Source organism: Gammaproteobacteria bacterium, from assembly GCA_019748175.1.
GTDB lineage: Bacteria > Pseudomonadota > Gammaproteobacteria > JAIEPX01 > JAIEPX01 > JAIEPX01.
The window spans coordinates 413,867-437,829 of record JAIEPX010000008.1 but is presented as its reverse complement, the minus strand read 5'-3'; the positions used below and the strand labels follow the sequence as shown (position 1 = coordinate 437,829).

Annotated in this window: 20 protein-coding genes and 1 tRNA gene; 8 read left to right on the top strand and 13 right to left on the bottom strand. The window is 39.5% G+C overall.

From position 1 onward, the window contains the following. Positions 1-98: 98 nt before the first annotated feature. On the top strand, positions 99-689 hold the full coding sequence (locus K2X50_04900) for a hypothetical protein (GenBank protein ID MBX9586577.1): 591 nt from the start codon (positions 99-101) through the stop codon (positions 687-689). 76 nt (positions 690-765) lie between these two features. Here K2X50_04900 and K2X50_04895 read toward each other — a convergent pair whose 3' ends face one another. Beyond that, positions 766-3,510: an ankyrin repeat domain-containing protein gene (locus K2X50_04895; protein ID MBX9586576.1), complete on the bottom strand. Its 2,745-nt coding sequence runs from the start codon at positions 3,508-3,510 to the stop codon at positions 766-768. Positions 3,511-3,726: 216 nt separating this feature from the next. On the opposite strand from K2X50_04895, the gene K2X50_04890 reads away from it, so the two are divergent. Next, a complete protein-coding gene (locus K2X50_04890; GenBank protein MBX9586575.1) occupies positions 3,727-4,515 on the top strand; it encodes an outer membrane beta-barrel protein in 789 nt (262 codons plus the stop codon). Between the two features lie 94 nt (positions 4,516-4,609). Here the strand turns inward: K2X50_04890 and ribF are convergent, their stop codons facing one another. Further along, a complete protein-coding gene (gene ribF / locus K2X50_04885; protein ID MBX9586574.1) occupies positions 4,610-5,542 on the bottom strand; it encodes a bifunctional riboflavin kinase/FAD synthetase in 933 nt (310 codons plus the stop codon). Further along, positions 5,542-7,110, bottom strand: a complete 1,569-nt coding sequence (murJ, locus tag K2X50_04880; protein ID MBX9586573.1) for a murein biosynthesis integral membrane protein MurJ — start codon at positions 7,108-7,110, stop codon at positions 5,542-5,544. The genes ribF and murJ overlap by 1 nt, the downstream gene beginning before the upstream one ends. Before the next feature lie 147 nt (positions 7,111-7,257). Here murJ and rpsT point away from each other — a divergent pair, with 147 nt between their 5' ends. Further along, a complete protein-coding gene (gene rpsT / locus K2X50_04875; GenBank protein ID MBX9586572.1) occupies positions 7,258-7,524 on the top strand; it encodes a 30S ribosomal protein S20 in 267 nt (88 codons plus the stop codon). A gap of 304 nt (positions 7,525-7,828) precedes the next feature. Next, positions 7,829-9,757 carry a hypothetical protein gene (locus K2X50_04870; protein MBX9586571.1) on the top strand — a complete coding sequence of 643 codons (1,929 nt, stop codon included), beginning with the start codon at positions 7,829-7,831 and terminating at the stop codon, positions 9,755-9,757. Positions 9,758-9,865: 108 nt separating this feature from the next. Here the strand turns inward: K2X50_04870 and cgtA are convergent, their stop codons facing one another. The 3 genes from cgtA to rplU all read right to left on the bottom strand — a co-directional run bounded on the left by cgtA (position 9,866) and on the right by rplU (position 11,616). Further along, positions 9,866-10,885: an Obg family GTPase CgtA gene (gene cgtA, locus K2X50_04865; protein MBX9586570.1), complete on the bottom strand. Its 1,020-nt coding sequence runs from the start codon at positions 10,883-10,885 to the stop codon at positions 9,866-9,868. A gap of 91 nt (positions 10,886-10,976) precedes the next feature. Next, entirely contained in the window at positions 10,977-11,240 is a 264-nt protein-coding gene (gene rpmA, locus K2X50_04860) for a 50S ribosomal protein L27 (GenBank protein MBX9586569.1), read from the bottom strand. A gap of 4 nt (positions 11,241-11,244) precedes the next feature. Next, positions 11,245-11,616 carry a 50S ribosomal protein L21 gene (gene rplU / locus K2X50_04855; GenBank protein MBX9586568.1) on the bottom strand — a complete coding sequence of 124 codons (372 nt, stop codon included), beginning with the start codon at positions 11,614-11,616 and terminating at the stop codon, positions 11,245-11,247. 219 nt (positions 11,617-11,835) lie between these two features. On the opposite strand from rplU, the gene K2X50_04850 reads away from it, so the two are divergent. After that, positions 11,836-13,014 (top strand): hypothetical protein, encoded by a 1,179-nt coding sequence (locus tag K2X50_04850; GenBank protein MBX9586567.1) that lies wholly within the window; start codon positions 11,836-11,838, stop codon positions 13,012-13,014. A 132-nt stretch (positions 13,015-13,146) separates the two neighbouring features. Next, positions 13,147-14,190 (top strand): MBL fold metallo-hydrolase, encoded by a 1,044-nt coding sequence (locus K2X50_04845; GenBank protein ID MBX9586566.1) that lies wholly within the window; start codon positions 13,147-13,149, stop codon positions 14,188-14,190. Here the strand turns inward: K2X50_04845 and K2X50_04840 are convergent. After that, positions 14,165-15,265 carry an AFG1 family ATPase gene (locus K2X50_04840; GenBank protein MBX9586565.1) on the bottom strand — a complete coding sequence of 367 codons (1,101 nt, stop codon included), beginning with the start codon at positions 15,263-15,265 and terminating at the stop codon, positions 14,165-14,167. The two genes, K2X50_04845 and K2X50_04840, sit on opposite strands and share 26 nt — an antisense overlap. Before the next feature lie 326 nt (positions 15,266-15,591). Here K2X50_04840 and K2X50_04835 point away from each other — a divergent pair, with 326 nt between their 5' ends. Both K2X50_04835 and K2X50_04830 read left to right on the top strand, forming a co-directional pair. Next, positions 15,592-16,560: a polyprenyl synthetase family protein gene (locus K2X50_04835; protein ID MBX9586564.1), complete on the top strand. Its 969-nt coding sequence runs from the start codon at positions 15,592-15,594 to the stop codon at positions 16,558-16,560. A gap of 32 nt (positions 16,561-16,592) precedes the next feature. After that, a tRNA-Pro gene (locus K2X50_04830) sits at positions 16,593-16,669 on the top strand. 24 nt (positions 16,670-16,693) lie between these two features. Here the strand turns inward: K2X50_04830 and K2X50_04825 are convergent. The 6 genes from K2X50_04825 to K2X50_04800 form a co-directional block, all read right to left on the bottom strand. Continuing rightward, on the bottom strand, positions 16,694-18,253 hold the full coding sequence (locus tag K2X50_04825) for a hypothetical protein (protein MBX9586563.1): 1,560 nt from the start codon (positions 18,251-18,253) through the stop codon (positions 16,694-16,696). Positions 18,254-18,366: 113 nt separating this feature from the next. Continuing rightward, positions 18,367-18,795 carry a tRNA adenosine(34) deaminase TadA gene (gene tadA, locus K2X50_04820; protein MBX9586562.1) on the bottom strand — a complete coding sequence of 143 codons (429 nt, stop codon included), beginning with the start codon at positions 18,793-18,795 and terminating at the stop codon, positions 18,367-18,369. A gap of 139 nt (positions 18,796-18,934) precedes the next feature. After that, positions 18,935-20,509: a glutamine-hydrolyzing GMP synthase gene (gene guaA / locus K2X50_04815; GenBank protein MBX9586561.1), complete on the bottom strand. Its 1,575-nt coding sequence runs from the start codon at positions 20,507-20,509 to the stop codon at positions 18,935-18,937. 11 nt (positions 20,510-20,520) lie between these two features. Next, the gene (gene guaB / locus K2X50_04810) at positions 20,521-21,993 is read right to left on the bottom strand and encodes an IMP dehydrogenase (GenBank protein MBX9586560.1); all 1,473 of its coding nucleotides are present in this window, start codon (positions 21,991-21,993) and stop codon (positions 20,521-20,523) included. 569 nt (positions 21,994-22,562) lie between these two features. Then, positions 22,563-23,462, bottom strand: a complete 900-nt coding sequence (locus tag K2X50_04805; protein ID MBX9586559.1) for a hypothetical protein — start codon at positions 23,460-23,462, stop codon at positions 22,563-22,565. 141 nt (positions 23,463-23,603) lie between these two features. Further along, a complete protein-coding gene (locus K2X50_04800) occupies positions 23,604-23,810 on the bottom strand; it encodes a hypothetical protein (protein ID MBX9586558.1) in 207 nt (68 codons plus the stop codon). Positions 23,811-23,963: the final 153 nt, after the last annotated feature.

The window sequence follows — 23,963 nt, the reverse complement described above, 5'->3', positions numbered from 1 at the left end:
TTTATTAGCTTTATTCAGATCTCACATTTTTTGAAAGAGAATTGATTTAGCGCATAAGTGGTGTACAATAATTGTACTTTGTTTTCAAGGAGGAAGCTATGAACCTGCATCAAGAGTATAATCGATCAGTCAAATTTCTACTTGTCGGAGATGTATCTGCTAATAAATCAAGGATATTGTCATGTGTAGATGAGCAGAACCCTAATAGTAATCATGTTACGACAATTGGCGTAGATTCTAAAGACCATATAATCCAATTTAGACAAGATTGCAGAGTAAAACTGATATTGTGGGATACTGGCGGACGAGAACACCATCTTACTATTGATGATTATCTATGTCGCGGAGTTCATGTTTTCTGTTGCGTTTTTAGTTTTACGGATCAACAATCATTAGAACACTTAAAAGTATGGGTGAAAGACGCTAAAAAGAAAAAAGATGCCGGTTCTCAGGTAATTATACTTGGCAATCACTGTTTACAACCTAATTTAGAGGTAACAAACGAGGAAGCACAAGATTTTGCAATGCAAAACGATGTACTATTTGCAGCTGTAGATGATACTAACTATGATACAGTGCGTAATGCGTTAATTCTCGCCCTCAATCATTTACCTTATTTAGCGCCTGCAGTAGCGCCTCCAGCACCAGCAAATAATAGAGATCAGGGTGGTCTCTGTCGCATTATGTGATATGGATACAGATACAGACAAACTTTAGGTGATTTAAAATTTCACTAAGAGGTCAACTTTAGAAGCGTATTATTAACTATTGGTCCAGCTTATTTGGAAATACATCGGGGTTTCTAAATAAACTAGGATACTCACTTTGGGTGTCACTTCCAAAGTGTGATTTAAAAAAGGTATAAAAACCATAAGCTGCAAAACCGTAAGTAACAATTTTTGCTGTAACATTCACAGCATCTCTTACTGAAACATTTGACCAATAACTAGGTCTTGGGGCGCGGCGATTAAATTCTTGTTGTATCTCAATATATGCATGTGATTTATTATCCTCAATCTGCGACCGACGTTGAATAAAATCACGACAAGCGACTAACACTACATCCTGATAAAACACCAGCAATTCTGGCACTTGTTGTTGCAATAACTTCATCCCAGCATCTTGACCATCCCTTGCTAAAATATGAGGTACTCTAACAATTAACTCGGCTTTTTGATTCTCTTCATCATCATCCACTAAAAATACCCTCCTTATTACGATATCAAAATCTTCAGCATTATTGTAACGAGCTTTGATTTTTTCAAAAATACTATTATACGCTTTAGATTCAACAATTGATGTTTTCAGATAAGGTAAACAAACGTTACCCCAAATGATTTGGCACGCTAAGTGCGTAAACTCATGAATTGTTGTACCAAAAAACTCTCTTTGTTCTTTTTTGGCACCAACAATAATTCTAGAAACTTTAAAATCACAAGTTCCCATAGATGTATCACTCGATACTGGAGATAACAATTGTATGTTTTCAGATCCGAAATCTAAGTACACAAGTAGATTGGGAGTTGCATATTCTGCCACCTCTAAAATCGGTTTAATTAGTGGCTCCGAGATTAGCCTCCTATAAATCGCCTTGAGATCAACAGAATCACTTAGATTTCTAGGAATGGTTTTAGAACACAGATAAGAAACTAATACGTCATCTGAATTTAAGAACGTTTTCAATGCCGCTTCTTTAAAACTCTTCTGATCATCTCTACTACCATATGATATAGCCTCACTGGGGTCCGAGGAAAATCCATTAGAAAGCAAAAATCCATACATTTCAAATTGAAGCGAGGCACATGAAACATAGAGCGCTGAATGATTATCAAAGTCTCGCCAAAGAACTACACTTTTATTTTCCACAAGCAGTGCTCTTACGTAATCTAAATTACCAGACTGAACGGCATTAAAAAATTCCATTCTCGAATGTAAGACCCCTTTTAATGGATGATCAACCAGCAAAAGAATTTTTAAAAATTCACCCTTAATCCTCATTGGAATTTTAACGTTAAACTGCAAAAATAATTTAATAATATCGACCTGTTCACTTTTAAAAGCCAAGCTATAAAGATCGTCTTTCTTAAATATATTAGTATCTGCTCCGTGACATAGCAAAACTTCCACAGATTTTGGCTTTTTAACCAATATAGCAAGTTCTAAGGAAGTAATTCCTTCAGAATTTCTCTGATCAATTATTCTCCGGATGCTAGGGATCCTTAACAATAAATCAAGTATTTCTGCAGACGAATACTGGGCAGCAATGTGAAGAGTGGTATCTGATCCATCAATAATATTATAGGCCGCGTCTTTAAAAAGAAAATATGAAACACACCAATAGTTATTATATAAAAGCGCATAGTCAAGTGCATACCATGCATCGTAGATTTCATTAAGATGAAAAAAATCCCTATAGAGAAGTCTAGATGCACAAAGAAATACTGCCCCAAACTGGGTACCAATCCCTACCTCTGCTTGTGAATCAACCACATCAGATTGAGAAAGAATTGCATTTCCTGCCTCCTCACCATCAGAAGAAAATAGCAGGTCTGGATTTTCATCATCATATTGTTCTGTATCCTCTTTTTTTTGCTCCAGACTAAATTCGAACATGGGATTGAGCGCTTTAACTTCCGAATTCGATATTTTTTGACCAATTGACCGAATCGTATTATTATCAACATATGAACTAAAAATTTTACCTTCTTCTCTTAAGAATGCATAAAGACCGTCTTCCATATTAATCGATACGCAAAGTCTGTGTTTATTTTGAGAAGAGCAAAGAGGTAAACCGATTGATTCATATGCTATACCCCCAAGCAACAACACGTTATCGTCATTACCAAGCATCAAGTGCATTAAGCTTTCGCTCGTCATCGCAATACTAATAAAATTAGCGAAATATTGATCTGATAAATTCACCTTATTATTCTCTAAAATGACTTCAACGATCTGATCATTGTTTTCAATAAACTCACCCAAAACTAAATATTCAGCACTGTTCAAGTTTCCGTTGATTATTAGACTCGTTACATTATCACGACGACCTACTTTGATCAATTTCAACATCATTACTGTTAACTGACCTCGCATACTATTTAAAGCTCTTTCTATTTTGCGGCTCATAATGTCTGAATAATCCTGATAAATACCATCAGTACGCATCACACCAACATAACCATGCGGCCTATTAATATTTAAATCATGCGTAAAATCTTCAAGTATACTTTTAAAATTAATATTAAGCTTTTTTGTCTTTTCAGTGTCAGTTGAGATACTACGAAAAATTTGCACCAATTCAATTAATCGATCTGCAATTTGTTCTACGATAGACTCAACTAAATCTTTTGGAAGAGGTTCACGACTGTATTGACGACGATGACTCGAACATATTTCTTGATCATACTCTCGATAGAGACGACCCAATCGGCCCATAGTTTGATTGATAATTTTTTCAATCTCATCTACAACCTGTCTAACATGAGACTTATGTTCTACGATTTCTTCCATATGCCCTCCTTAAGAACAACAGACGAGTATTCTTCATTTACTGAAAGATACGAGTATCATAACAGTAAAAAATGGCCCTGAAATCTTATTCGCGTTTCTCATTCATTCCCTCAGGCACCACCTGAAGATAAGTATCCTCAAGCTTTGCTTCTCTACAACAGTTTGTTACAATGCCCCTACTGAGGTTCTCCTGTAATCAACAATGTGGGATCACTTATGAAAAGGAATTTACTGTCGACTGTCGCTCTTTCTGGAATTTGCATTTCTGCACAAGCTGCCATCCCAATTTCAAGCTACGAAACCTCTGTGGTTGAAATACCATCAGAATATGCCGTTCAAGGTGGGTATACCGGATTTTCTGTAGGCCTAAACTACATTGGCGACAACGATATGGGCGTCCAATACATTCCGGACACTACAACCCCAGAAAATGTTATTGATTTACCTGATATGACTATCACCTCCAAACAAGGTTATTTTTTGTCAGTTACTTCAGGTTATCGCATTTATAGATGGCGGTTTGAAGCAGAACTGGGTTATCGATTCAACAAGGCTGAAACCATCTCGAATTTTACATTTGGCCTTCCTTCTCCTCCAAATACTCTTGCTGATGACATCGCAGCAAGCGGAAACACTAAAGCACTCACTTTAATGGGCAATATTCTTTATGACCGCTACTACACCTCAGGATGGATGTGGACACTCGGGTTCGGAGTCGGTGGTGCTATGCTCGATTATGATCTTTCTATCGATGCCAACTCACTTCCACCACACGGCACTTCTACTTTACAATTTAACAAACGATCTTTCGTTCCCGCCGTCCAAGGTATTATCGGAATTGGCTATACCTGGTCGGATCATATTGAAACAGCGGTTACCTATCGATATTTATTCCCATTTACATCACGTTACTGGGTTGAAGATAAATTTATTGCGGGAAGGACTATACAATTTGATCCTCAATACCGCGTTAACATGCTCAACTTCGAAATTCGATTTACCTAATCTAGTCAAGGGGTCAGACCAAACATCTGATCCCTTATCTTCGATAGCATCATCCAAAAGAATCCATTGAAGATTTTGCCTAGGCAGAATCTGATCAATAAAGGTCTTCTAAAATTGCCTTAGCTTTCTCTACATCTTTTTCAATTTGCACTTGCATCGCTTCTATTGTTTCATACGTTTCTTCTTCTCGTATTTTTTGCACAAACTCAACTTCCACATGCCGCCCATAAATATCTTCATTAAAATCAAACAGATATACTTCCAATACAATCTTTTTTCCGCCTACAGTTGGTCGGCTCCCCACATTCGCGGCGCCTTTAATCGGGTGCGGTCCTAAACCAGTAACAAGCACAGCAAACACCCCTTCAACGGGAGTACATAATCGATGAAGATGAATATTCGCTGTAGGAAATCCAATAGTTCGACCAATCTTATCGCCATGCGCGACTCGACCCGAAAATGCATAACCGTGTCCTAACAATTTACGGGCTCGCCCCATATCACCCTCAATCAACGCCTGACGAATCAAGGTACTACTAGTGCGTTCATTCCCTATTTCAAACGTGGGCATCTTTTCAACGGTAAATCCGTATTGTTCACCCAAAGCAACCAATAAATTGAAATCACCTCGTCGTTCAAATCCAAAGCGTAAATCATCACCGACGATAATATGTTTAACGCCCAGTTTTCCTACTAAATACTCAGCAACAAAATTTTCTGCAGTGATATGGGCAAAGGCATTATTAAATTTTCCGACCAAAACCCGGTCTACACTAATTTCATGTAATGCTTTAACTTTTTCACGCAACCGCATTAATCTTCCTATTTTTTTATCGCGATAAAAAAATTCGTTGGGTTGGGGTTCAAAAATCATGACCAGTGAAGGAGAATTATTTTTTTGACTAACCTGTAATAGCCGTTGTAGCAAGGCTTGGTGACCTTTGTGCACCCCATCAAAATTTCCTAATGTGAGCACACAGCCTCGATGCTTCTCTCTGACATTGTGCCACCCACGAATCAATTCCATTATGTGCGCTCCACCGCAGGTGAAATGGAATCACTCACTCTAAAATTTCGCAGACGTAATCCCGACAAATATAAACACAGCAAATACACGACCACACTCAAACTTACCCAAGCCGTCAAATGAACAATTCGAACTAATTTATCCATCCGCAACCATTCAGAAATTTCTGGAACAAATATTAGTAACATAATGATTAATATCAAGTTTGCAAAAACCAATTGCAAGAGATACGATTTCCAGCCGGGTCTTAATGTGAAATGTCCCAACGTGCGCAATGCATAAAACAACATCCCCGCATTGAGCGTTGAGGATAAAGCTGTGGCTAAAGCAATCCCAGCATGTTTAAGTGGCCAAAACAGTAAGCAATTCAGAATAATGTTTGTTGTCAATGCAATCACACCAATACGCACTGGTGTTTTAATGTTTTGACGTGAATAAAACCCAGAAGCCAGTACTTTGACTAGCATAAAGCCCGGCACTCCAATAGAAAAAGCAATTAAGCTTAATCGTGCCATCATCACATCATGTGCTCCAAATACACCGCCTGAATCAAAGAGTGTCGCAATCAAAGGCCCAGATAATATAATCAAACCTACCGCAGACGGTAATGCAATCACTAATACACAACGTAAAGCCCAATCCAGTGCATTATCAAACTCTTCCTTTGATTTTTTTGCGTGCGATCGCGATAAATGAGGCAAAACGACCGTTGCCAGAGCCACCCCAAACACCCCTAGTGGAAAGAATGTCAGTTGCTGAGAGTAATATAACCAAGCGATGCTACCTTGAGGCAAAAAAGAGGCGAACAGCGTATCCATCAACAAACCAATTTGAGCCACAGAGACACCAAATAACGCGGGTACCATCTGCCTTAATACTCGTCGAACTCCATTATCTCGCCAGCCCCATCGAGGACGAGGTAGCAGCCCTTTTCGCCATAAAAATGGGATTAAAAATAGCAGCTGAATGACTCCGCCGAAAAATACGCCCCATGCCAAAGACTTGACGGGTACTTGGAACCACGCCGACGCTACCACCGCCGCTCCTATCAAAGCGACATTGAGCAACACAGGATTAAACGCGGGTGCTGCAAACCGACCCACACTGTTCAAAACTGAGCCACAAAAAGCCGTTAGGGATATCAAGAACAAATAAGGGAAAGTCACTCTCAACATATCACTGGCTAAAGCAAATCGTACGGGATCTTTCACAAACCCAGGAGCGAACAATGTCACCAAAACGGGTGTAGCCAGCTCTAATATAAGCGTCGTCACTAATAATAGAACTGCCAAGGTCCCAGCCATTCGATCAATAAATTCTTTGACCTCAGCCTCGCTACGCTGAGTATGGTATTCGGAAAGTATAGGCACAAAAGCCTGCGAAAAAGCCCCTTCAGCAAATAAACCCCGCATAAAATTAGGGATTTTAAAGGCCAAAACAAAGGCGTCAAAACCGCCCACAGCCCCAAAAAAATAGGCAAATACCATATCCCGCGCAAACCCCAAGACCCTTGAAATAAAGGTCATTGCAGAAAAAACGGTTGTGGATCTTAATAAACCTTTGGCCATGAGTGCTCTTTACCCGGAAAAGTGACGATTATAGGCAATCGTGAACTATTTTAATGAGTCGGTCAATGAGTATGCGAGCGGGTATTGACAAACACCGTCCAAACCGTCATATTTACGAGTCTTTTAACCAATTTGGAGATTGCAACTGTGGCTAATACAGCACAAGCAAAAAAACGAGCTATTCAGGGCGAATCACGACGTCAACGTAATGTTTCACATCGTTCACTCGTACGTACTGTCATCAAGAAAGTTATTCTTGCAATCAAATCTGGCAATCTTGAAAATGCTAAAACGGCCTTTAAAACCGCTGTTCCTGTCATTGACAAAATGGTTAACAAAAAACACTTTCACGAAAATAAAGCCGCCCGCCTGAAAAGCCGCTTAAATGCACGTATTAAGGCTTTAATAGCATAATATTATTATGCTCGTTAAAAGCCCTATTGCTCGCTAATTTAGACTGAAAGTTCATACCTTTTCTCTATCATAAAACCTCCTCGGGCATCTGTGTCCGGTAGGCAATTTATTCACACCCTCACAAATACCCTCCCATACCCAACCACTACCTTAGCTAGAATGGCTAAAGCGTGAGATTTGTAATCTTCAAAACCTCTTCTATACTGATATTGAGCTAAGTGAATTTTTCACGGATGAAAAGCGCCTAGCTGACTTTAAGAATGTTTCACAATGTGGACTAAGTAATTGATAGGGAGTCAATGCGATGTCAAGAACGGATTCGAGCACTCAGCATTCCAAAATTGGAATCGTCAAAGAAATTCATGGTGATAATTTATTTGCAACAGATCCTCACGGTGATGCCAGACAATTATCGGTAGGTTCACCCATCTACGCTGATGATCAAATTGAATCTCGCGAAGGTAGTTCCATGGTTGTATTAACAAACAATGGACAAGCCATCAACATTCCCGAAGACGTTTACGACCAAATGTTAACAAAAGCAATTGCCAAAGAATTATCTACTGCTCTTCATTCAGATACAGATTCCGCTGATCTTGGCAATGCCGAACCACACTCACACAACACACATACATCTGAAATATACGCTGAAAACACAATTAATGCCTCTACTACTGATGAACATATTAATGCTAATTCCAAGGTTATTATCGCAAAAGATCTTAAGGCAGAAAATAATGAAGAAAATAAAAAATCCTCAGAAGAAAATCCATGTAAAAATAATATGAAAAATGACAATGTAAATGAAAGTAACGAACAAATTAATTTAGAAAAATTTACTTCAAAGCATCATCATGACAATGAAAAAAATCATGACGAGTCATCTGAAAAAGAATTTCCATGGACCCACGAAGGCAACACTGCCATTGTTCTAAATCCTCATTACATTACAGCATCGAGTGATGTAAACGAAATTATTACACTGACCGATAAAAATTCCGATCATCATATGCGTGATGAAGAATCACATGCTGATAACAATCATGGTGATTTTAGAGATCCTTTACAAAATGGTGACCGAGACAGTGGTCACATCAGCTCTGCTGAAATTACTCAGCACATCGAAAACAATACAAATCAAACTCAGAACGAATATCACAACACTTCAGATGGAGTTGATCCCAATTATCTTGCAGCAACAATAACTCCCGGTTTTGATACCGCCAAAGAAGATGATGAATCTAATCAAGATGGCATCAATGAATTTGAAGATGATGAAAATCGAACTCGTCGTGGCGACGACGACGATGACGACGATGATGACGACGGCGACGACGATGATGACGATGGCGACGATGACGATGATGACGACGACGACGACGACGATGGCGACGACGACGACGATGGCGACGACGACGATGATGACGATAATTGCGGCTCTGCCAAGCCAACGAATCCATCAGAATCGACCGATCCACAGAAAACATCTGATAATGGATCGAATAAAGCCGATGATTCCTCTGGCGCAAGCAGCATAGCGAACAGCATGGCTGTTGTTTCAGCCCAAACTGCAACTGATCATGAGCAAACAATCGCAGATCCTGATCATTCTCATGAATCAGATGATCGTGATAATCACAGTATTACGAATGACAGTGAAACACTCTCGTTTAATTTGATCGAACACGACATAGTCGATTTGTCTAAAGCGGGTCACACTGATCACTTTGATCATTCAACATTCCGTGAAGACAATTCTCCTGAAAAAACTATTACGATTCGTGACACAAGTAATTCAGCGGAAATTAATGATCATCACAGCACACATTCTATAGAATCACATGGCAGTAGTACTTCTCATGCACACATGAGCGTCGCGCAACTTGAAAGTGAAAAGAAATCTGCTGTGAATTCCAATAATCAGGATGATAAATCGGGTGATTTGGTCGATAACACCGCTAATCAAAATCCTGATGATCAAAAAACTATCAATATTAGTGATGCATCAAAGGATGAAAATACTAGCCTTAATGCTAATGATGTTCTCGTATCGGATGATACTCAGTCGTTGAACAAATTACTCAACGAAAAATCAACTGACGAAAACAAAAATAGTGTTGGAAATTCAGTGAATACGCTCAGTAGTCATGATATAGCTGTGCTTTCTACACATATTGTAGATCATAGCGCCCATCATGCCGATGATCACAGTCATACTCAACATGGCGGCTAAAAGATCATTAATAGCTTAAAAGCTGTTCGATTTTCAATGGGGAGAAATAGGAGGAGAGATTTCAACATCTCTCCTCCCCGTTGGACGAGAAGGGACATGCTCCCTTCCCTACAATTCGACCTGATTCTCATCCAAAAAATGCTGCAATTCATAGCACATTTCACGCGTTCCCATTTTACTCAATGCGGATATTTGATAAACAGGTCCTTTCCATTTGAGGCGTTTTAAGATTGATTTACAATGCGACTCTCGTTCTTCTTGTGGGATTAAATCCACTTTATTTAACACCAACCATAGAGGTTTTTGCATTAATTGTTCGTCATAGTGTTTCAATTCATTCCAAATTATTTTCACAGCTTCTACAGGATCACTCCCATCCACTGGCATTACATCAACAATATGTAACAAGACTTTTGTACGCGCAAGATGACGCAAAAAAGTAATTCCTAATCCGACGCCCTCTGCAGCACCTTCGACTAAACCAGGAATATCAGCAATTACAAAACTTTTTCCAAGATCTACACTCACCACACCTAAATTTGGATGTAACGTTGTAAAAGGATAATCCGCTACTTTCGGTTTCGCAGCAGAAACTGCACGAATGAATGTCGATTTTCCTGCATTAGGTAATCCTAATAGACCAACATCAGCTAAAACGCGTAATTCTAAACGCAACATTCTCTTCTCACCCAAAGTTCCCTGAGAAGTTTGTCGCGGCGCCCGATTCACACTACTTTTATAGCGAGCATTTCCTAAACCATGAAATCCACCTTTTGCTACACATAATTGCGCATTCGGTTGATTTAAATCTCCAATTAATTCCAAGGTTTCTGCGTCATAAATTAATGTTCCCGGAGGCACATAAACTATTAAATCCTCACCACTTTTTCCTCGGCGTAATTCACCCGCGCCATCATCACCTCGTTGAGCTCGATAATGACGCTTATGACGAAAATCAACTAATGTATTTAAATTGGGATTAGCAACCAGAAAAATACTTCCACCATCTCCGCCGTCGCCTCCATCAGGCCCACCACGCGGAATAAATTTTTCACGCCTAAAACTACAGCAACCATTACCACCATTTCCGGCATCGACCCAAATTGTCACTTCATCTACGAATTTCATAATTACAAATCTACTTCAATCGACATAACATTAAAACATCAAAAAAAAAGCCCCGAACTTTGTCGAGGCTTTAAAAAATACTTAAGGCTTTTTAAGCGGCCGCCTCACCAACAACAACATCAACAAATTGACGCTGGCCTCTTTTACGAAATTTCACAACACCATCTTTCAAAGAAAATATTGTGTGATCTCGACCTAATCCAACATTCAATCCTGCATGAAACTGAGTCCCACGCTGACGAACAATAATATTACCAGCAATGACTTCTTCACCACCAAATTTCTTAACACCAAGGTACTTCGGTTTGGAATCGCGTCCGTTTTTGACACTACCACCCGCCTTCTTATGAGCCATTTACTTACTCCTCAGTTGATGCAGCGTCAGCCTTTTTCTTGGCCGTTGCTTTCTTAGCAGATCCACCGATCCCAATCTGGGTGATCTTCACTGCAGTATAATTCTGACGATGCCCCATCTTCTTCATATGGTGCTTTCGACGTCTAAACTTAATGATCCTGATCTTGTCACCACGGCCGTGCTCAACGACTTCAGCTGCCACCTTGGCACCAGCGATATAAGGAGCACCGACATTGATATCAGCCCCGTCAGCAATCAACATGACATGATCAAACTCTACCTTGCCCCCTACTTCACTGGGCAAAGTCTCCAGCTTGAGCACTTGGCCCTCACTGACTCTATACTGTTTTCCACCGCTAGCAATAACCGCGTACATTGTATTTCTCCGAGAAATTCGACAAAGCTGGAGAGCATAAGGGATTCCCACCCTCCCGTCAAGCCATTCTTCCCATAGAATGTAGTTATGCCCACTTCATACAGTAGGACAATTTCTGGCCGCAAAACTATTGCTATACCTTTGTGAATAGCTTGACATTTTCCTCACTTTCTGTACAATTTTATAGATTGATAACATTTTTAGCCCGATGATGACCGTATGAAAAAATTATCTATAGCCGACTCATCAATTGAAACAAAAATTGCGTTTATCGTTAGCAGTGTCGGTGACACCGACCTTGCCAAAGCAACCATCATGAGACTGCTCGAGCTTGGAATAAAAGACCCTATTTTTATGATTCCAGTCGCAACTGCAGCTGCAAATCGACTCGCAGATTTAAACTCTAACCCTCAGATTAAAATCACGTCACTCGATAAAATCATTCAGCAACCTGACGCATTAACGAAAAAGAAAATTTCCAGTGCTGAACTGCAATTGGTAAATAAATTTATTTTAGAGAAGAACATTCAAAGAGCATTTATTGGAGTCACTTCTGCTATAGACGAAGAAATTCCTTTTCAAATCGCAGGGTCGCTCGCTGTTCCATGTACAATCGCCTACGAATTTATGTTTAAACCTGCAAAACATTTTTTCTGGAATTATGTACCTGAGCTTGCATCAAAACAGAACGTGGTTTTTGCAGCTCCTTTAAAATCTTCCATACCTGATTTTCACGATATAGATTCCAATGCAATAGTCAAAACTATTGGCCATCTATGCATTGATCGAGCGCAAAATCCTGCTGTGTGCAACAAAGAGGCGATTAAAAAATCTCTACTCGTCGACGAAAAAGAAGATTTCACTTTTATATCGGGAACAACACAGGCAATTGAAGTGGATACTCTTTTTCTCGACGCATTACTTCAAGAATTATCGACAGGAAAATATCCCCAATTTCAAATTCGATTTGGATTACATCCTGGAATTAAAGATCCCGATCTTTATTTACAATCATTATTTTCCATTTATGAAAAATATTCAGAATCATCATCTCAACTTAAAATAGTATTAACAGAGACAATGCAAAAAAGATTGATAAACCCATCCCTCAAAGAGCATTGTTGCATTTTACTTGGAAATATTTCAGGTTCTGATATGGCCTTAGCTGCAGACAGAGTTGCTCAATCTGTACCGGGAGCCTTATTAAATGAATCGGCTTTAGTGGGTAAACCAAGCTATTTTCATGTTAAATCCAGCACGCCGTATCTACCTGAACGTTGGTTTTCCGGAACAATCTCAGATTTCTTTCAAGCTAAACCAGATGTGACTCATAACTTGGCAGAATTAGAACTCACCGAAACCGCTCCCACCGCAATCGCAAAATTACTCTTAGAGTAACTTTAAACCACTCATCTCGAACCAAACACTAGTATTCATTTACAATAGCAGTATGTATAGCTTCCATAGCTATGATATCATCTATATTCAGGATATGTTCACTTTCTTCAAATAAATTGGAAGCTTAGCAAAATGACCTTCGTTATTCTTGGCCTATTTCTTCTAACACTCAGTATGCTGTTAATCAGATATAAAACTTATAGACGTTATTTTGGCCCCAAGAGTAATCATTTTGATGGCAGACGATTTTATAATGAGACAAATGTGCGTTCACAAACTCCGTGGGCCGTACTTAAATGGTTGCTAACACGTAAGACTTCAGCTTGGCCAACTGAACTCATTCACTCTTCAAATCCTATCTTACCGAGTCCTGCTGAGGGTCAGTGCATAGTAACTTTTATCAATCACAGCAGCTGTCTTATCCAAACAGGTAAAATCAATATTCTCACGGACCCACACTACAGCGATCGCGCAAGTCCCTTCAATTGGATTGGTCCTTATCGCGTTCACGAACCTGGCATTGCGTATGATAAACTTCCACCAATAGACGTGGTAATCATCTCGCACGATCATTATGACCACATGGATCGGCGCACTCTAATAAAACTTTTTCATGACCACAGACCTCTTTTCTTAGTGGGCTTGGGTAATGACGTTCATTTAAAATCATTTGGCATCACTGAAAATATTAAATCGCTGGATTGGTGGCAACCCCTTCAAATCGGCAATGCCATTATCACTTTTGTTCCCGCACAACATACATCGAGAAGAGGACTGTTAGATCACGATACAACGCTGTGGGGAGGTTATGTTCTACAAATTGAAAATGCAAATCTTTTCTTCGCGGGTGACACTGGATATGCTCCACATTTTAAAACCATCCAGGAACGATTTGGCGCAATGAATTTGTCACTACTACCTATCGGTGCCTATTGTCCACGATGGTTTATGAACGCCATGCACATCAACCCAGAAGAAGCTGTGTTAGCCCATCTGGATCTCAAATCAATCAAAAGTATTGGCATACATTTTAAAACATTCGACTTGAGTGATGAATCCTATGAGCAACCTGTCATTGATTTAGAAGCGGCAAAGAAGAAATATAACATCCCCGCCGACGCATTTATCGCTCCAGAATTTGGAGAGAGCTTCACAATTTCACTGAAGCAACGCTAGAAACAACCCAATCTAGCCCCTGCATTTCCATCAAACGCGACATTGTACGCATAAAAGGAAATACGAGTCGCCCATGGGGATAAAGTTGATCGATACCAACTTGAGCACTAATAATAACTCGAACTTTGTGGTCATATAAAACATCAATTAAACTGATAAAATCTTGAACTATGGTTGTTTCATGAGGTTTTAAAGCAACAACATCGCTGATCATCACCGTTTTAAAATCTTTGGCAATGGCTAAATAATCTTTTTGTGAACGCGGAACCGTGCAAATCTTACTAAAATTAAACCAAATAACATCGTGAGCACGCCCTATAAATTTAATATGACGATCATGAATTTCAATTTCACCGGCGCTAATATCTTCACCATTGCTGTACTGTAAAAAATACTCTCGCATTTTAGCATCTGTGTTTTCATTTAGAGGTTGTAAATAATGCTGGGCGTGACCACTGTTTCGTTCACGATAATCAAATCCACTATCTAATTTAATGATATGAGAATGTTCCTCTATCAGTTTGATAGCAGGCAGAAACCGCTGACGCTGTAAACCTTTTTCATATAAACGCGAAGGTTCAATATTGCTGGTGAAAACCAAACATACTTCGTGAGCGATGAGTTTTTTAAATAATTCTCCAAGAATCATCGCGTCGGCTATATCATTAACCATTAATTCATCAAGACATAAAATTCGAGTACGTTTTGCAAAATCTTTAGCGACTTGCGTTAAAGGGTCTGCAGTACCCTGATATTCTGTGAGTTCAAAATGCACACTATCCATGAAATTGTGAAAATGCATACGCAACTTATCGGTAAACGGTAAACAATTAAAAAAATTATCGATTAAAAAACTTTTTCCGGTTCCTACCCCACCCCAAACATACAACCCTTTAGGTGGACGTCCACAGCCGAAAAATTGACGAATTTTACGAGGTACTTTCACACCAAGCTGGTTTTGAGAACATAGTTCCGTATAAAGTTCATCGAGCAACGGCAGCAATTTCATTTGCTGCTCATCACGCTCAATAAGGCGCGTCTCAATCAATTGTTGATAGTGTACTGAAGGCTTCATAAGTCCATTCTAGCAGAAATCTTTCCTAGCGATAGACCTCGATACGATCCTAATAAAATTATCGGGGTTAATAAGGGCAAGCAAAAACGAAGTGGCTAAACCACCCACTCAGGCCTCGCGTTAACCTCTGGAGCGAATAGGTAACAGGATGATAGCGGGATGGGCCATGGATGGCCCATTGAGCGGAAGAGGTTCACGCGAGGCCTGAGTGGGTGGAGCATCCATTCTGTTTTCTAGCCTTGACAGGCACAGATTCACTCCATAACCTTGTCCTACCTATTATCGAGTGACACACAATGACAGTGAAAACACCCTCTAATCAGCTCATCGACATTAAGTCGATTAAAGCACTCGTGGCTCACAACTTTAATTCCGTCGATCAACTGATACACGACCAGCTGGCTTCCAACGTTCCGCTCATAGGTCAAGTGTGTAAACACATCATCAATAGTGGCGGCAAACGATTACGACCACTGCTCGTGCTCTTGGTTGCAAACGCGTTGAATTACCAAGGTAACGATCATATTAAAATTGCCGCAATTATGGAATTTATTCACACAGCGACTCTACTACATGATGATGTTATTGATAATTCTAATTTGCGACGCGGCGATCGAACGGCAAATGATATTTGGGGCAATTCAGCGAGCATTTTAGTCGGAGATTTTTTAACCACTCGAACATTTCAACTCATCTCACAATTAAGAAATTTTGAAGCCATCGATATATTGGCTAATACAACCAACAACCTCACTGAAGGTGAAGTTAAGCAACTCGTCAATCGAAATAATGCCGACATCACCGAAGCTCAATATTTCGATGTCATCATGGATAAAACGGCACGATTATTTCAAGCGGCCGCAGAAATGACAGCAACGATTTGTCATGCTCCTGAATCATTGAGACGCTCTTTGGGACGTTATGCCCTCGATTTGGGAATAGCTTTTCAATTGATTGACGATGCATTAGATTATGTCGGGGACAGTTCTGAGCTCGGTAAAAATACAGGGGATGATCTCGCAGAAGGCAAAACAACGCTGCCACTTATCTATGCCCTGAAACACGCGGATGCTACAGACGCTTCCTGTATACGCCATGCCATCGAAAATAGTAGTCGTGATAATTTGCCTGCCATTCTGACCACCATTAAACGAACACAGGCCGTAGAATATACTTTGGATAGGGCCAAACAACTTGCCGAGCAAGCAATTCAAAACCTTGATGATTTACCCGTGTCTTCATATCGTGAAGGACTGGAAAATCTTGCACAATTTGCGATACAAAGGCAATTTTAGAAAAGAATTACTATAATGTAATTTTTACTTGTCGGGGTGTAGCTCAGCCTGGTAGAGCACTGCGTTCGGGACGCAGGGGTCGCACGTTCAATTCGTGTCACCCCGACCAATGTTTAAATTGATTGATTTAGTGCTATATTTTTGGTTGTGGATTCATCACTGGAGGCGAAATAGTTACGGCTCTATTTCTTGTAGCATTTTCAAAAACACTTTTTTGCTCCGTGACCATTTTTTTCATCTGTTTTAACACCCTATTCTGAGCTACCTTTTTAAATAGAGGTATCGCTTTTTCGGCTTTTTCAAGACGATTCTCTAATTCCTTCAATGCAACAAGAGCTGTTTTAAAATCACCCGTAGGTTCTTTTTTTCCAGTTGCATCCCTTTTTGATTCATATAATATATTCATTTCGATTCCTTTCCTAATATCATTAACTTTTTCTCGAATAAATTGTGAATCTTTATCTACTACTAAATGTTTTTTTGTCGCAAAAGTAGTTAAAGCACCTAATGCTTCAGGGGCCTTTACTTGATAAGATTGGATTTTCTCATCAAGAATTTTAACTGCTTCTAGAAGCTTCTTCTGAATCGATTCAAATGAATTTTTCGACAGATTCTTATTAGTACTTTCCCACTCTTGCAAGCCTTTTAATTGACTATTTACCCGTTCTCTAAGCTCTCCTAATTTTTCAGGTGAGTCTTCATTAATAATTGACTTTAATAAAGTTTGAGCTGCTTTTACTCTTCCTGCTATTTGCGTGCTTAGGGGTACTTCTGAATCACTTCGCACTGGAGGGCGAGGCGGAGGTACCACTGGCGCTTTTGGAGATACTCCAGGCATTGGATTCTGAGCACGTAGTGCAGCCTCTGCTTTTTGTGCCTTCGATTCTTGTATCAGCTCTTTTTGCTTAGCAGAAGTTTCACTAACGATATTGCCGAATCTTTTTCTCATCGCGTCATTTTTTTTTCCTTTACTAAAATTATTTTGAAAATAAACATACAACCGACTTAATTCACTTCTATAATTTTCCAATCTAGATAAAGATTCTGCTGAGGTATCCTTCAATAACATAACCTTTTTATGCACTTCCTCTAAATTAAGAATAGCCTTTTCTGGGTTTTCTCGGTAATCAACACCAAAGTCTTCCTTTTTTGGTAGATCTAGTGTTACAGATGATGTAGATTGTTTTTCATTTTTAACCACCTCTTTTACCAATTTTTCACTAGCTTCTATTTTTTTTATCTCTATTTGTGCTTCTACTGCTTGGGCGTATAGTTCATTACGAGGCTCTTCTTCTAACTTGCTCAAATGTTCGCTACTCCCTTTAAGATCATCGCGGATACTTTCAAGCGACCTGGATTTTCCTTCTGTTGCCGGAGTAACTATATCGTCGACTTTTTTTGTAGCAGCTTTTAATTCTTCTTCACCCGCTAGTTGTGTAATTGCCTTAGTTCGAACTCCATCGATTAAATTCGCCACTTCCAATAAAATCTTCATCCTCTCTTTTTTTTCAAAAACATCTGCAATAGACTGAATTTGTAGAAAATTTCTATTTAAAAATTGACGATCTAGTTTCGTAAGATCATTCACCATTTTGAAAAGCTCATATTCTCTTTGCAATTTTTTGAGTTCTTTTTCATCCTGCAACTTAGTTGCATCTGATCTTTGTTCGCTCTCTCTACCAGCGTTACTCATTGCGTCACCTCTTTAATTAAACTTCCCTACAACAATTATAGTCTATTTTCAATGACTTGCTGGCCAGAATGAGAATATCTTGAAAACATTATTGTGGGAGAGATGAGACAGAATTAGCGCCGTTCTCGGAAGAAAGCCCGGAGAAGCTTAGCGCTCTCCCCATCATAGGGGCCTTGTGACCATTGGATCTTATGGTTGAATATGGGCGAATCCAGAAGATTCATTACTGAACAGACAGCCCCTGTTTTGGGATCGGAGGCCGCAAAAACCAATCGTTGAATACGCGCATGAATCATAGCCCCTACGCACATGGCGCAAGGTTCTAACGTAACATATAAAGTCGTATCGACTAATCGATAATTACCGATAGAGTTGGCTGCGGAACGAAGAGCGATAATTTCTGCATGGGCGGTTGGATCAGAAAGAGAAATTGGTTGATTATATCCCTCACCGATAATTTGATTATTTTTCACTAAGACAGCGCCAACAGGAACTTCATTGTTTGTACTCGCTTGATGCGCTAATTCCAGTGCACATGCCATAAATTTTTCATCGAATGATTGAATATTTTGTAAATCTGCATCATTAGAATTTTCTTGTGAATGAGAATAATTTTTTTCAAGATCAAGCATTTCTTCTCCAGAAGTATCTACAAAAAATATCTTTTTATCTCATCACCACTTATTCCCACTCTATAGTGGCCGGTGGCTTTCCTGAAATATCGTAGACGACTCGCGAAATACCTTTGGTTTCATTGATAATTCGTTGAGCTACTTTATCTAATAATTCATGGGGCAATTGCGCCCAATGGGCCGTCATAAAATCTACCGTTTCTACTGCGCGCAGTGCAATCACATAATCATAACGTCGCGCATCACCCATTACACCCACAGAACGCACGGGTAAAAAAACTGCAAATGCCTGACTGACTTTATGATAATAATCGGCTCGGTGAAGCTCTTCGATAAAAATGGCATCGGCTTGGCGCAGTAAATCAGCGTATTCTTTTTTTACTTCGCCTAAAATACGCACACCTAATCCCGGACCAGGGAACGGATGTCTATAAACCATATCATAAGGTAATCCTAGCTCTAAACCTAATTTTCGCACTTCGTCTTTAAATAATTCACGCAAAGGCTCAATAAGACTTAAGGACATATTATCAGGCAACCCACCCACATTGTGATGTGATTTAATAACGTGTGACTTACCTGTTTTGCTACCAGCAGACTCAATCACATCAGGATAAATAGTCCCTTGCGCCAGCCATTTCGCATCGGCAATTTTTGAGGCCTCTATCTCAAATATCTTAATAAATTCTTTTCCAATAATTTTCCGTTTAATTTCAGGGTCATCCTGCCCTATTAATTCAGATAAAAATTGTTTTTCAGCATTTACTCGAATCACTTTGATACCAAAATGATTTTGCATAACGGACATTACCTGATCACCTTCGTGCAATCGAAGTAATCCAGTATCAACAAAAACGCAGGTTAGCTGCTTACCAATCGCACGATGCAATAATGCAGCAACGACTGAAGAATCTACGCCACCGGATAATCCTAAAATAACTTGATCAGAACCCACTTGTTTTTGGATGCGTTCAATACTATTAGCAATAATGTGCGAGGCCGTCCACAGTGCTTCACAACCACAAATTTCTCGCACAAAACGCGTTAATATTCGTTGGCCTTGTCGAGTATGAGTGACTTCTGGATGAAATTGTAACCCATAAAAATGTCGCCCTGAATCTTCCATCGCTGTAATTGGGCAGGAAGATGTTTCTGCAATGGTAATGAATCCTCGCGGTGTTACATTCACGCGATCGCCGTGACTCATCCACACATCTAATAATGCATCATTTTCCTGGATTTGATCTTCAATTCCAGAAAGCAAAACAGACTGTTTACGAGTTCGAACTTGTGCGTAACCAAATTCTCGATGCGCAGGCGATTCAACTTCGCCGCCCAATTGTGCTGCCATCGTCTGCATGCCATAACAAATTCCCAAAACAGGAACACCTAATTCAAAAACACATTGTGGCGCACGCGGTGTGGATTCTTCGAGAACCGTTTCTGGACCACCCGATAAAATAATTCCTTTGGGTTGAAATTTTTCTATTATTTGAGGATCAACATCAAACGGCATAATTTCACAATACACGCCAATTTCCCGAACTCGTCGAGCAATTAATTGTGTATATTGTGATCCAAAATCAAGAATTAAAAGTCTTTCACTATGAATATCAAATTCCACGAATCTTTTTCCTATTTATTTTGGATAGAATAATTGGGAGGCTCTTTAGTGATAACGACATCATGCACGTGACTTTCTCGCATACCTGCTGTTGTAATTCGAACAAATTGAGATTTAGTGCGCATCTCTTCAACATTATGACAACCCGTGTAACCCATGCTAGCACGAAGTCCGCCGACTAATTGATGCGTGACTGCAACGAGGGTTCCTTTATATGCAACGCGCCCTTCAATTCCTTCAGGCACTAATTTTTCCATTTCAATTTCACTGTCTTGAAAATATCGATCGCTAGAACCAAATCCACCCGTCATCGCACCGACTGAACCCATTCCACGATAGGATTTATACGATCGACCTTGGAACAATACCACTTCACCGGGCGCTTCTTCAGTCCCGGCAAACATGCTTCCAATCATTACGCTGTGGGCGCCGGCTGCAATCGCTTTACTTAAATCACCGGAATAACGAATCCCACCATCAGCGATAACAGGTAAACCCGAACGTTTTAATGCCTCAGCAACATTGGCGATAGCAGAAATTTGTGGCACACCAACACCCGCGATAATTCGTGTTGTGCAAATTGATCCTGGTCCAATTCCTACTTTTACTGCATCGGCCCCGGCTTTTTTCATTGCTATAGCCGCATCCGCGGTTGCAATATTTCCACCAATGACTTGAATATCAGGGTAATGTTTTTTAATCCAACTCACACGATCTAAAACACCTTGTGAATGTCCGTGCGCAGTATCAACAACAATAACATCAACACCAACTTCCACTAGTGCAGCGACTCGTTCGTCAGTCTCTTTTCGAGTTCCAACAGCAGCGCCCACTCGTAAACGTCCCGCTTCATCCTTACAGGCCAGCGGTTTTTCTTTTGCTTTCATAATATCTTTAACGGTTACCATTCCGCCTAATTGAAAATCACCTTTTACAATCAGAATTTTTTCGATGCGATGTTTGTGTAATAGATGAATAATTTCTTCGCGACTTGCACCTTCTTGCACAGTGACGAGTTTTGATTTATGAGTCATTAATGATGAAACAGGTTGCGATAAATCGGTTGCAAAACGCACATCTCGATTGGTAATAATTCCGACTAATTTGTCGCCATCAACAACCGGCATTCCTGAAATATTATACGCACGCGTTAATTCTAATAATTCTTGGACTGTGGTATTCGGTGATACGGTGATAGGGTCTTTGACAATACCGCTTTCAAACTTTTTCACTCGACGGACTTCTTGAGCTTGCTGTTCGATGGACATGCTCTTATGGAGAATACCGATGCCCCCTTCTTGAGCGATGGCAATGGCCAGCTTCGCCTCGGTCACCGTGTCCATGGCCGCTGAAACGATAGGGATATTGAGAGTAATACCTGTGGTCAATCGGGTGCTCAGATCTACATCTTTAGGCAGTACCGTCGAATGACCAGGCACCAGCAACACATCGTCAAATGTTAAGGCCTGTTCTAAAATTCGCATCGCTACCCCCACAAATTCAATTGATTTGGAAAGGGGTCAGATCTTTGCTTGAACCATACTTAGGCTAAGTACGCATCAAGCAAAGGTCTGACCCCTTCCTATAACTTAATAGTATCGCATAAATCAGGTTAAAATGCCACTAAATATAACCCATTTAGAGTATAGAGTTCATGACCAAAGTTCGTTGTCAATTTTTTCGAAAAACACAGTGTTTTTCTTGAATTCAGTGGCGTCTTTCTTTGACCATGTTCCCACTAAGCTGTCTAGATCATGATAGGTTGGCCGCTTATTTTCGTAATTATATCCTAATGATTGCTCAATCATCCTTGTAATTAAGTATTGATACTAATTTTTTGCTTAGCCGATACTCTTTTTAACAATGCAAATACAGGATCTGTTATTCCACGCAACTTGAAATCATGTGCCATCATAGGTAGCTCCCCGTAATATCACTTTGGTCAGATGCTATAGTATTATTTGATGTGTATTGCAATGGAAGTTATTGGCTGATCCACTAGTGTTATTGGTTGTTTGAAAAAGCCACTTCTTCAAGACTTAGTACTTTGCCACTAAATAACATCACAATTTTTTAATCCATAGGGTAAAATGGAACGAAATGTTTCCTTTGAATCAAATAGGTGAGGATTCCAAAATATTTTCAACTCTTTAAGAAATTCTTGCTCATTATACACTTTTTCTGCAATGAATCCTACTGCATGGATACGTTCACGAATAAATTTACATTTTTCTTCAGGGTGATTTTTTTCAAAAACCCCCTTAACCCACTCGCGCCTATTATTTTCCAACCACGCCCTACAAAGAAATCCTTGATCAACATCAAGTAAACATTTACTCCCATAAGCAATATTTACAAAATCCCACACATCTGGATCTCCCCAGCTAAAAGAGCGCATGTCAATGATTATCATGTGATATTGATTTGACATACATTCTGGAAATTTAATAGGGTTTCCATTTTTATCAGAAACCTTCGAACAGAGTGCTCTTTGCGCTCTGATAATATCTACAACTTCAGGTGAATTCTTATCTGGTTCAGACATTGACAAAAATGAATATGTATCGCCCTGTTTATGAGTTGCTTTTTTTACTTCTTCACCCTCCCGAAGACTAGTGAGCTCAATTAACCATTTGTTAGTATTACTGAGCATGAAGTCAACTTTAGTGTTGCCCATATTCGTTGAATACTCATATTGGATAGGTAAATTAAGTTGTGACAGTGCATAGGCAATCCTAACTTCAAACAAAGCAGCTTTAATAAGCTTAGTTTCAGAAGATGGTCTATTAATATCTTTCTCAATCGAAATCGCTTTTTTTATTTTTGAATCATTTAGAAAAGAATCCCATCTCCCACTATCCTTTTCCCGCAACATTTTTGATGCCGATATGCTAAATTCCACCTCATTACCCAAGCTATCCGTGAACCCTAATTCATCATCTTTTGAAGCCATGATGCTTACTCCAATAAATCTATTATATAAAATACAAAACGACATAACTAATTTTTTTTAATTTCAATCGGGCATCGACTTATTAAAGACATGATTTATCATCTGTCATTTTAAAAAGCCTCATTATGATATCACTGCATATTAGAAGTTGATATCAATTGCCTTGCCTTCATGATTCCCCGGTTGCCCAAAATCTACAAGCATATATTGCCCCATCGTATGAGTATTAGTATTTTTCATGTAATTCATTGCACTTAATTCGTCATCGAACTCTGTTGGAACACCGTTATAATAAGGATTGATTCGAGTCCATTTAACTTGAAATACAACATACCGCTTATTCACCATGATATTTTCTCCTATGCATAGGAACAGTCTTGTTCGAAGATTTCAACTCCTCAGATAACATTATAGTAGAGATTCCTACTCTATCTCGTACTGGCAAAATACATCAATCTTAGACTCGCCACTCACTTAATCTTGATCACTCCTCTAATTATT

Coding starts and splice junctions, on each gene's coding strand:
- ribF (MBX9586574.1), bottom strand. CDS start 5,542: ATGGAATTGATTCGTGGGTGGCACAATGTCAGAGAGAAGCATCGAGGC.
- murJ (MBX9586573.1), bottom strand. CDS start 7,110: ATGGCCAAAGGTTTATTAAGATCCACAACCGTTTTTTCTGCAATGACC.
- K2X50_04870 (MBX9586571.1), top strand. CDS start 7,829: ATGTCAAGAACGGATTCGAGCACTCAGCATTCCAAAATTGGAATCGTC.
- cgtA (MBX9586570.1), bottom strand. CDS start 10,885: ATGAAATTCGTAGATGAAGTGACAATTTGGGTCGATGCCGGAAATGGT.
- K2X50_04845 (MBX9586566.1), top strand. CDS start 13,147: ATGACCTTCGTTATTCTTGGCCTATTTCTTCTAACACTCAGTATGCTG.
- K2X50_04840 (MBX9586565.1), bottom strand. CDS start 15,265: ATGAAGCCTTCAGTACACTATCAACAATTGATTGAGACGCGCCTTATT.
- K2X50_04850 (MBX9586567.1), top strand. CDS start 11,836: ATGAAAAAATTATCTATAGCCGACTCATCAATTGAAACAAAAATTGCG.
- K2X50_04900 (MBX9586577.1), top strand. CDS start 99: ATGAACCTGCATCAAGAGTATAATCGATCAGTCAAATTTCTACTTGTC.
- K2X50_04825 (MBX9586563.1), bottom strand. CDS start 18,253: ATGAGTAACGCTGGTAGAGAGAGCGAACAAAGATCAGATGCAACTAAG.
- K2X50_04890 (MBX9586575.1), top strand. CDS start 3,727: ATGAAAAGGAATTTACTGTCGACTGTCGCTCTTTCTGGAATTTGCATT.
- tadA (MBX9586562.1), bottom strand. CDS start 18,795: ATGGCATGTGCACTGGAATTAGCGCATCAAGCGAGTACAAACAATGAA.
- guaB (MBX9586560.1), bottom strand. CDS start 21,993: ATGCGAATTTTAGAACAGGCCTTAACATTTGACGATGTGTTGCTGGTG.
- K2X50_04895 (MBX9586576.1), bottom strand. CDS start 3,510: ATGGAAGAAATCGTAGAACATAAGTCTCATGTTAGACAGGTTGTAGAT.
- rpmA (MBX9586569.1), bottom strand. CDS start 11,240: ATGGCTCATAAGAAGGCGGGTGGTAGTGTCAAAAACGGACGCGATTCC.
- rplU (MBX9586568.1), bottom strand. CDS start 11,616: ATGTACGCGGTTATTGCTAGCGGTGGAAAACAGTATAGAGTCAGTGAG.
- K2X50_04805 (MBX9586559.1), bottom strand. CDS start 23,462: ATGGCTTCAAAAGATGATGAATTAGGGTTCACGGATAGCTTGGGTAAT.
- K2X50_04800 (MBX9586558.1), bottom strand. CDS start 23,810: ATGGTGAATAAGCGGTATGTTGTATTTCAAGTTAAATGGACTCGAATC.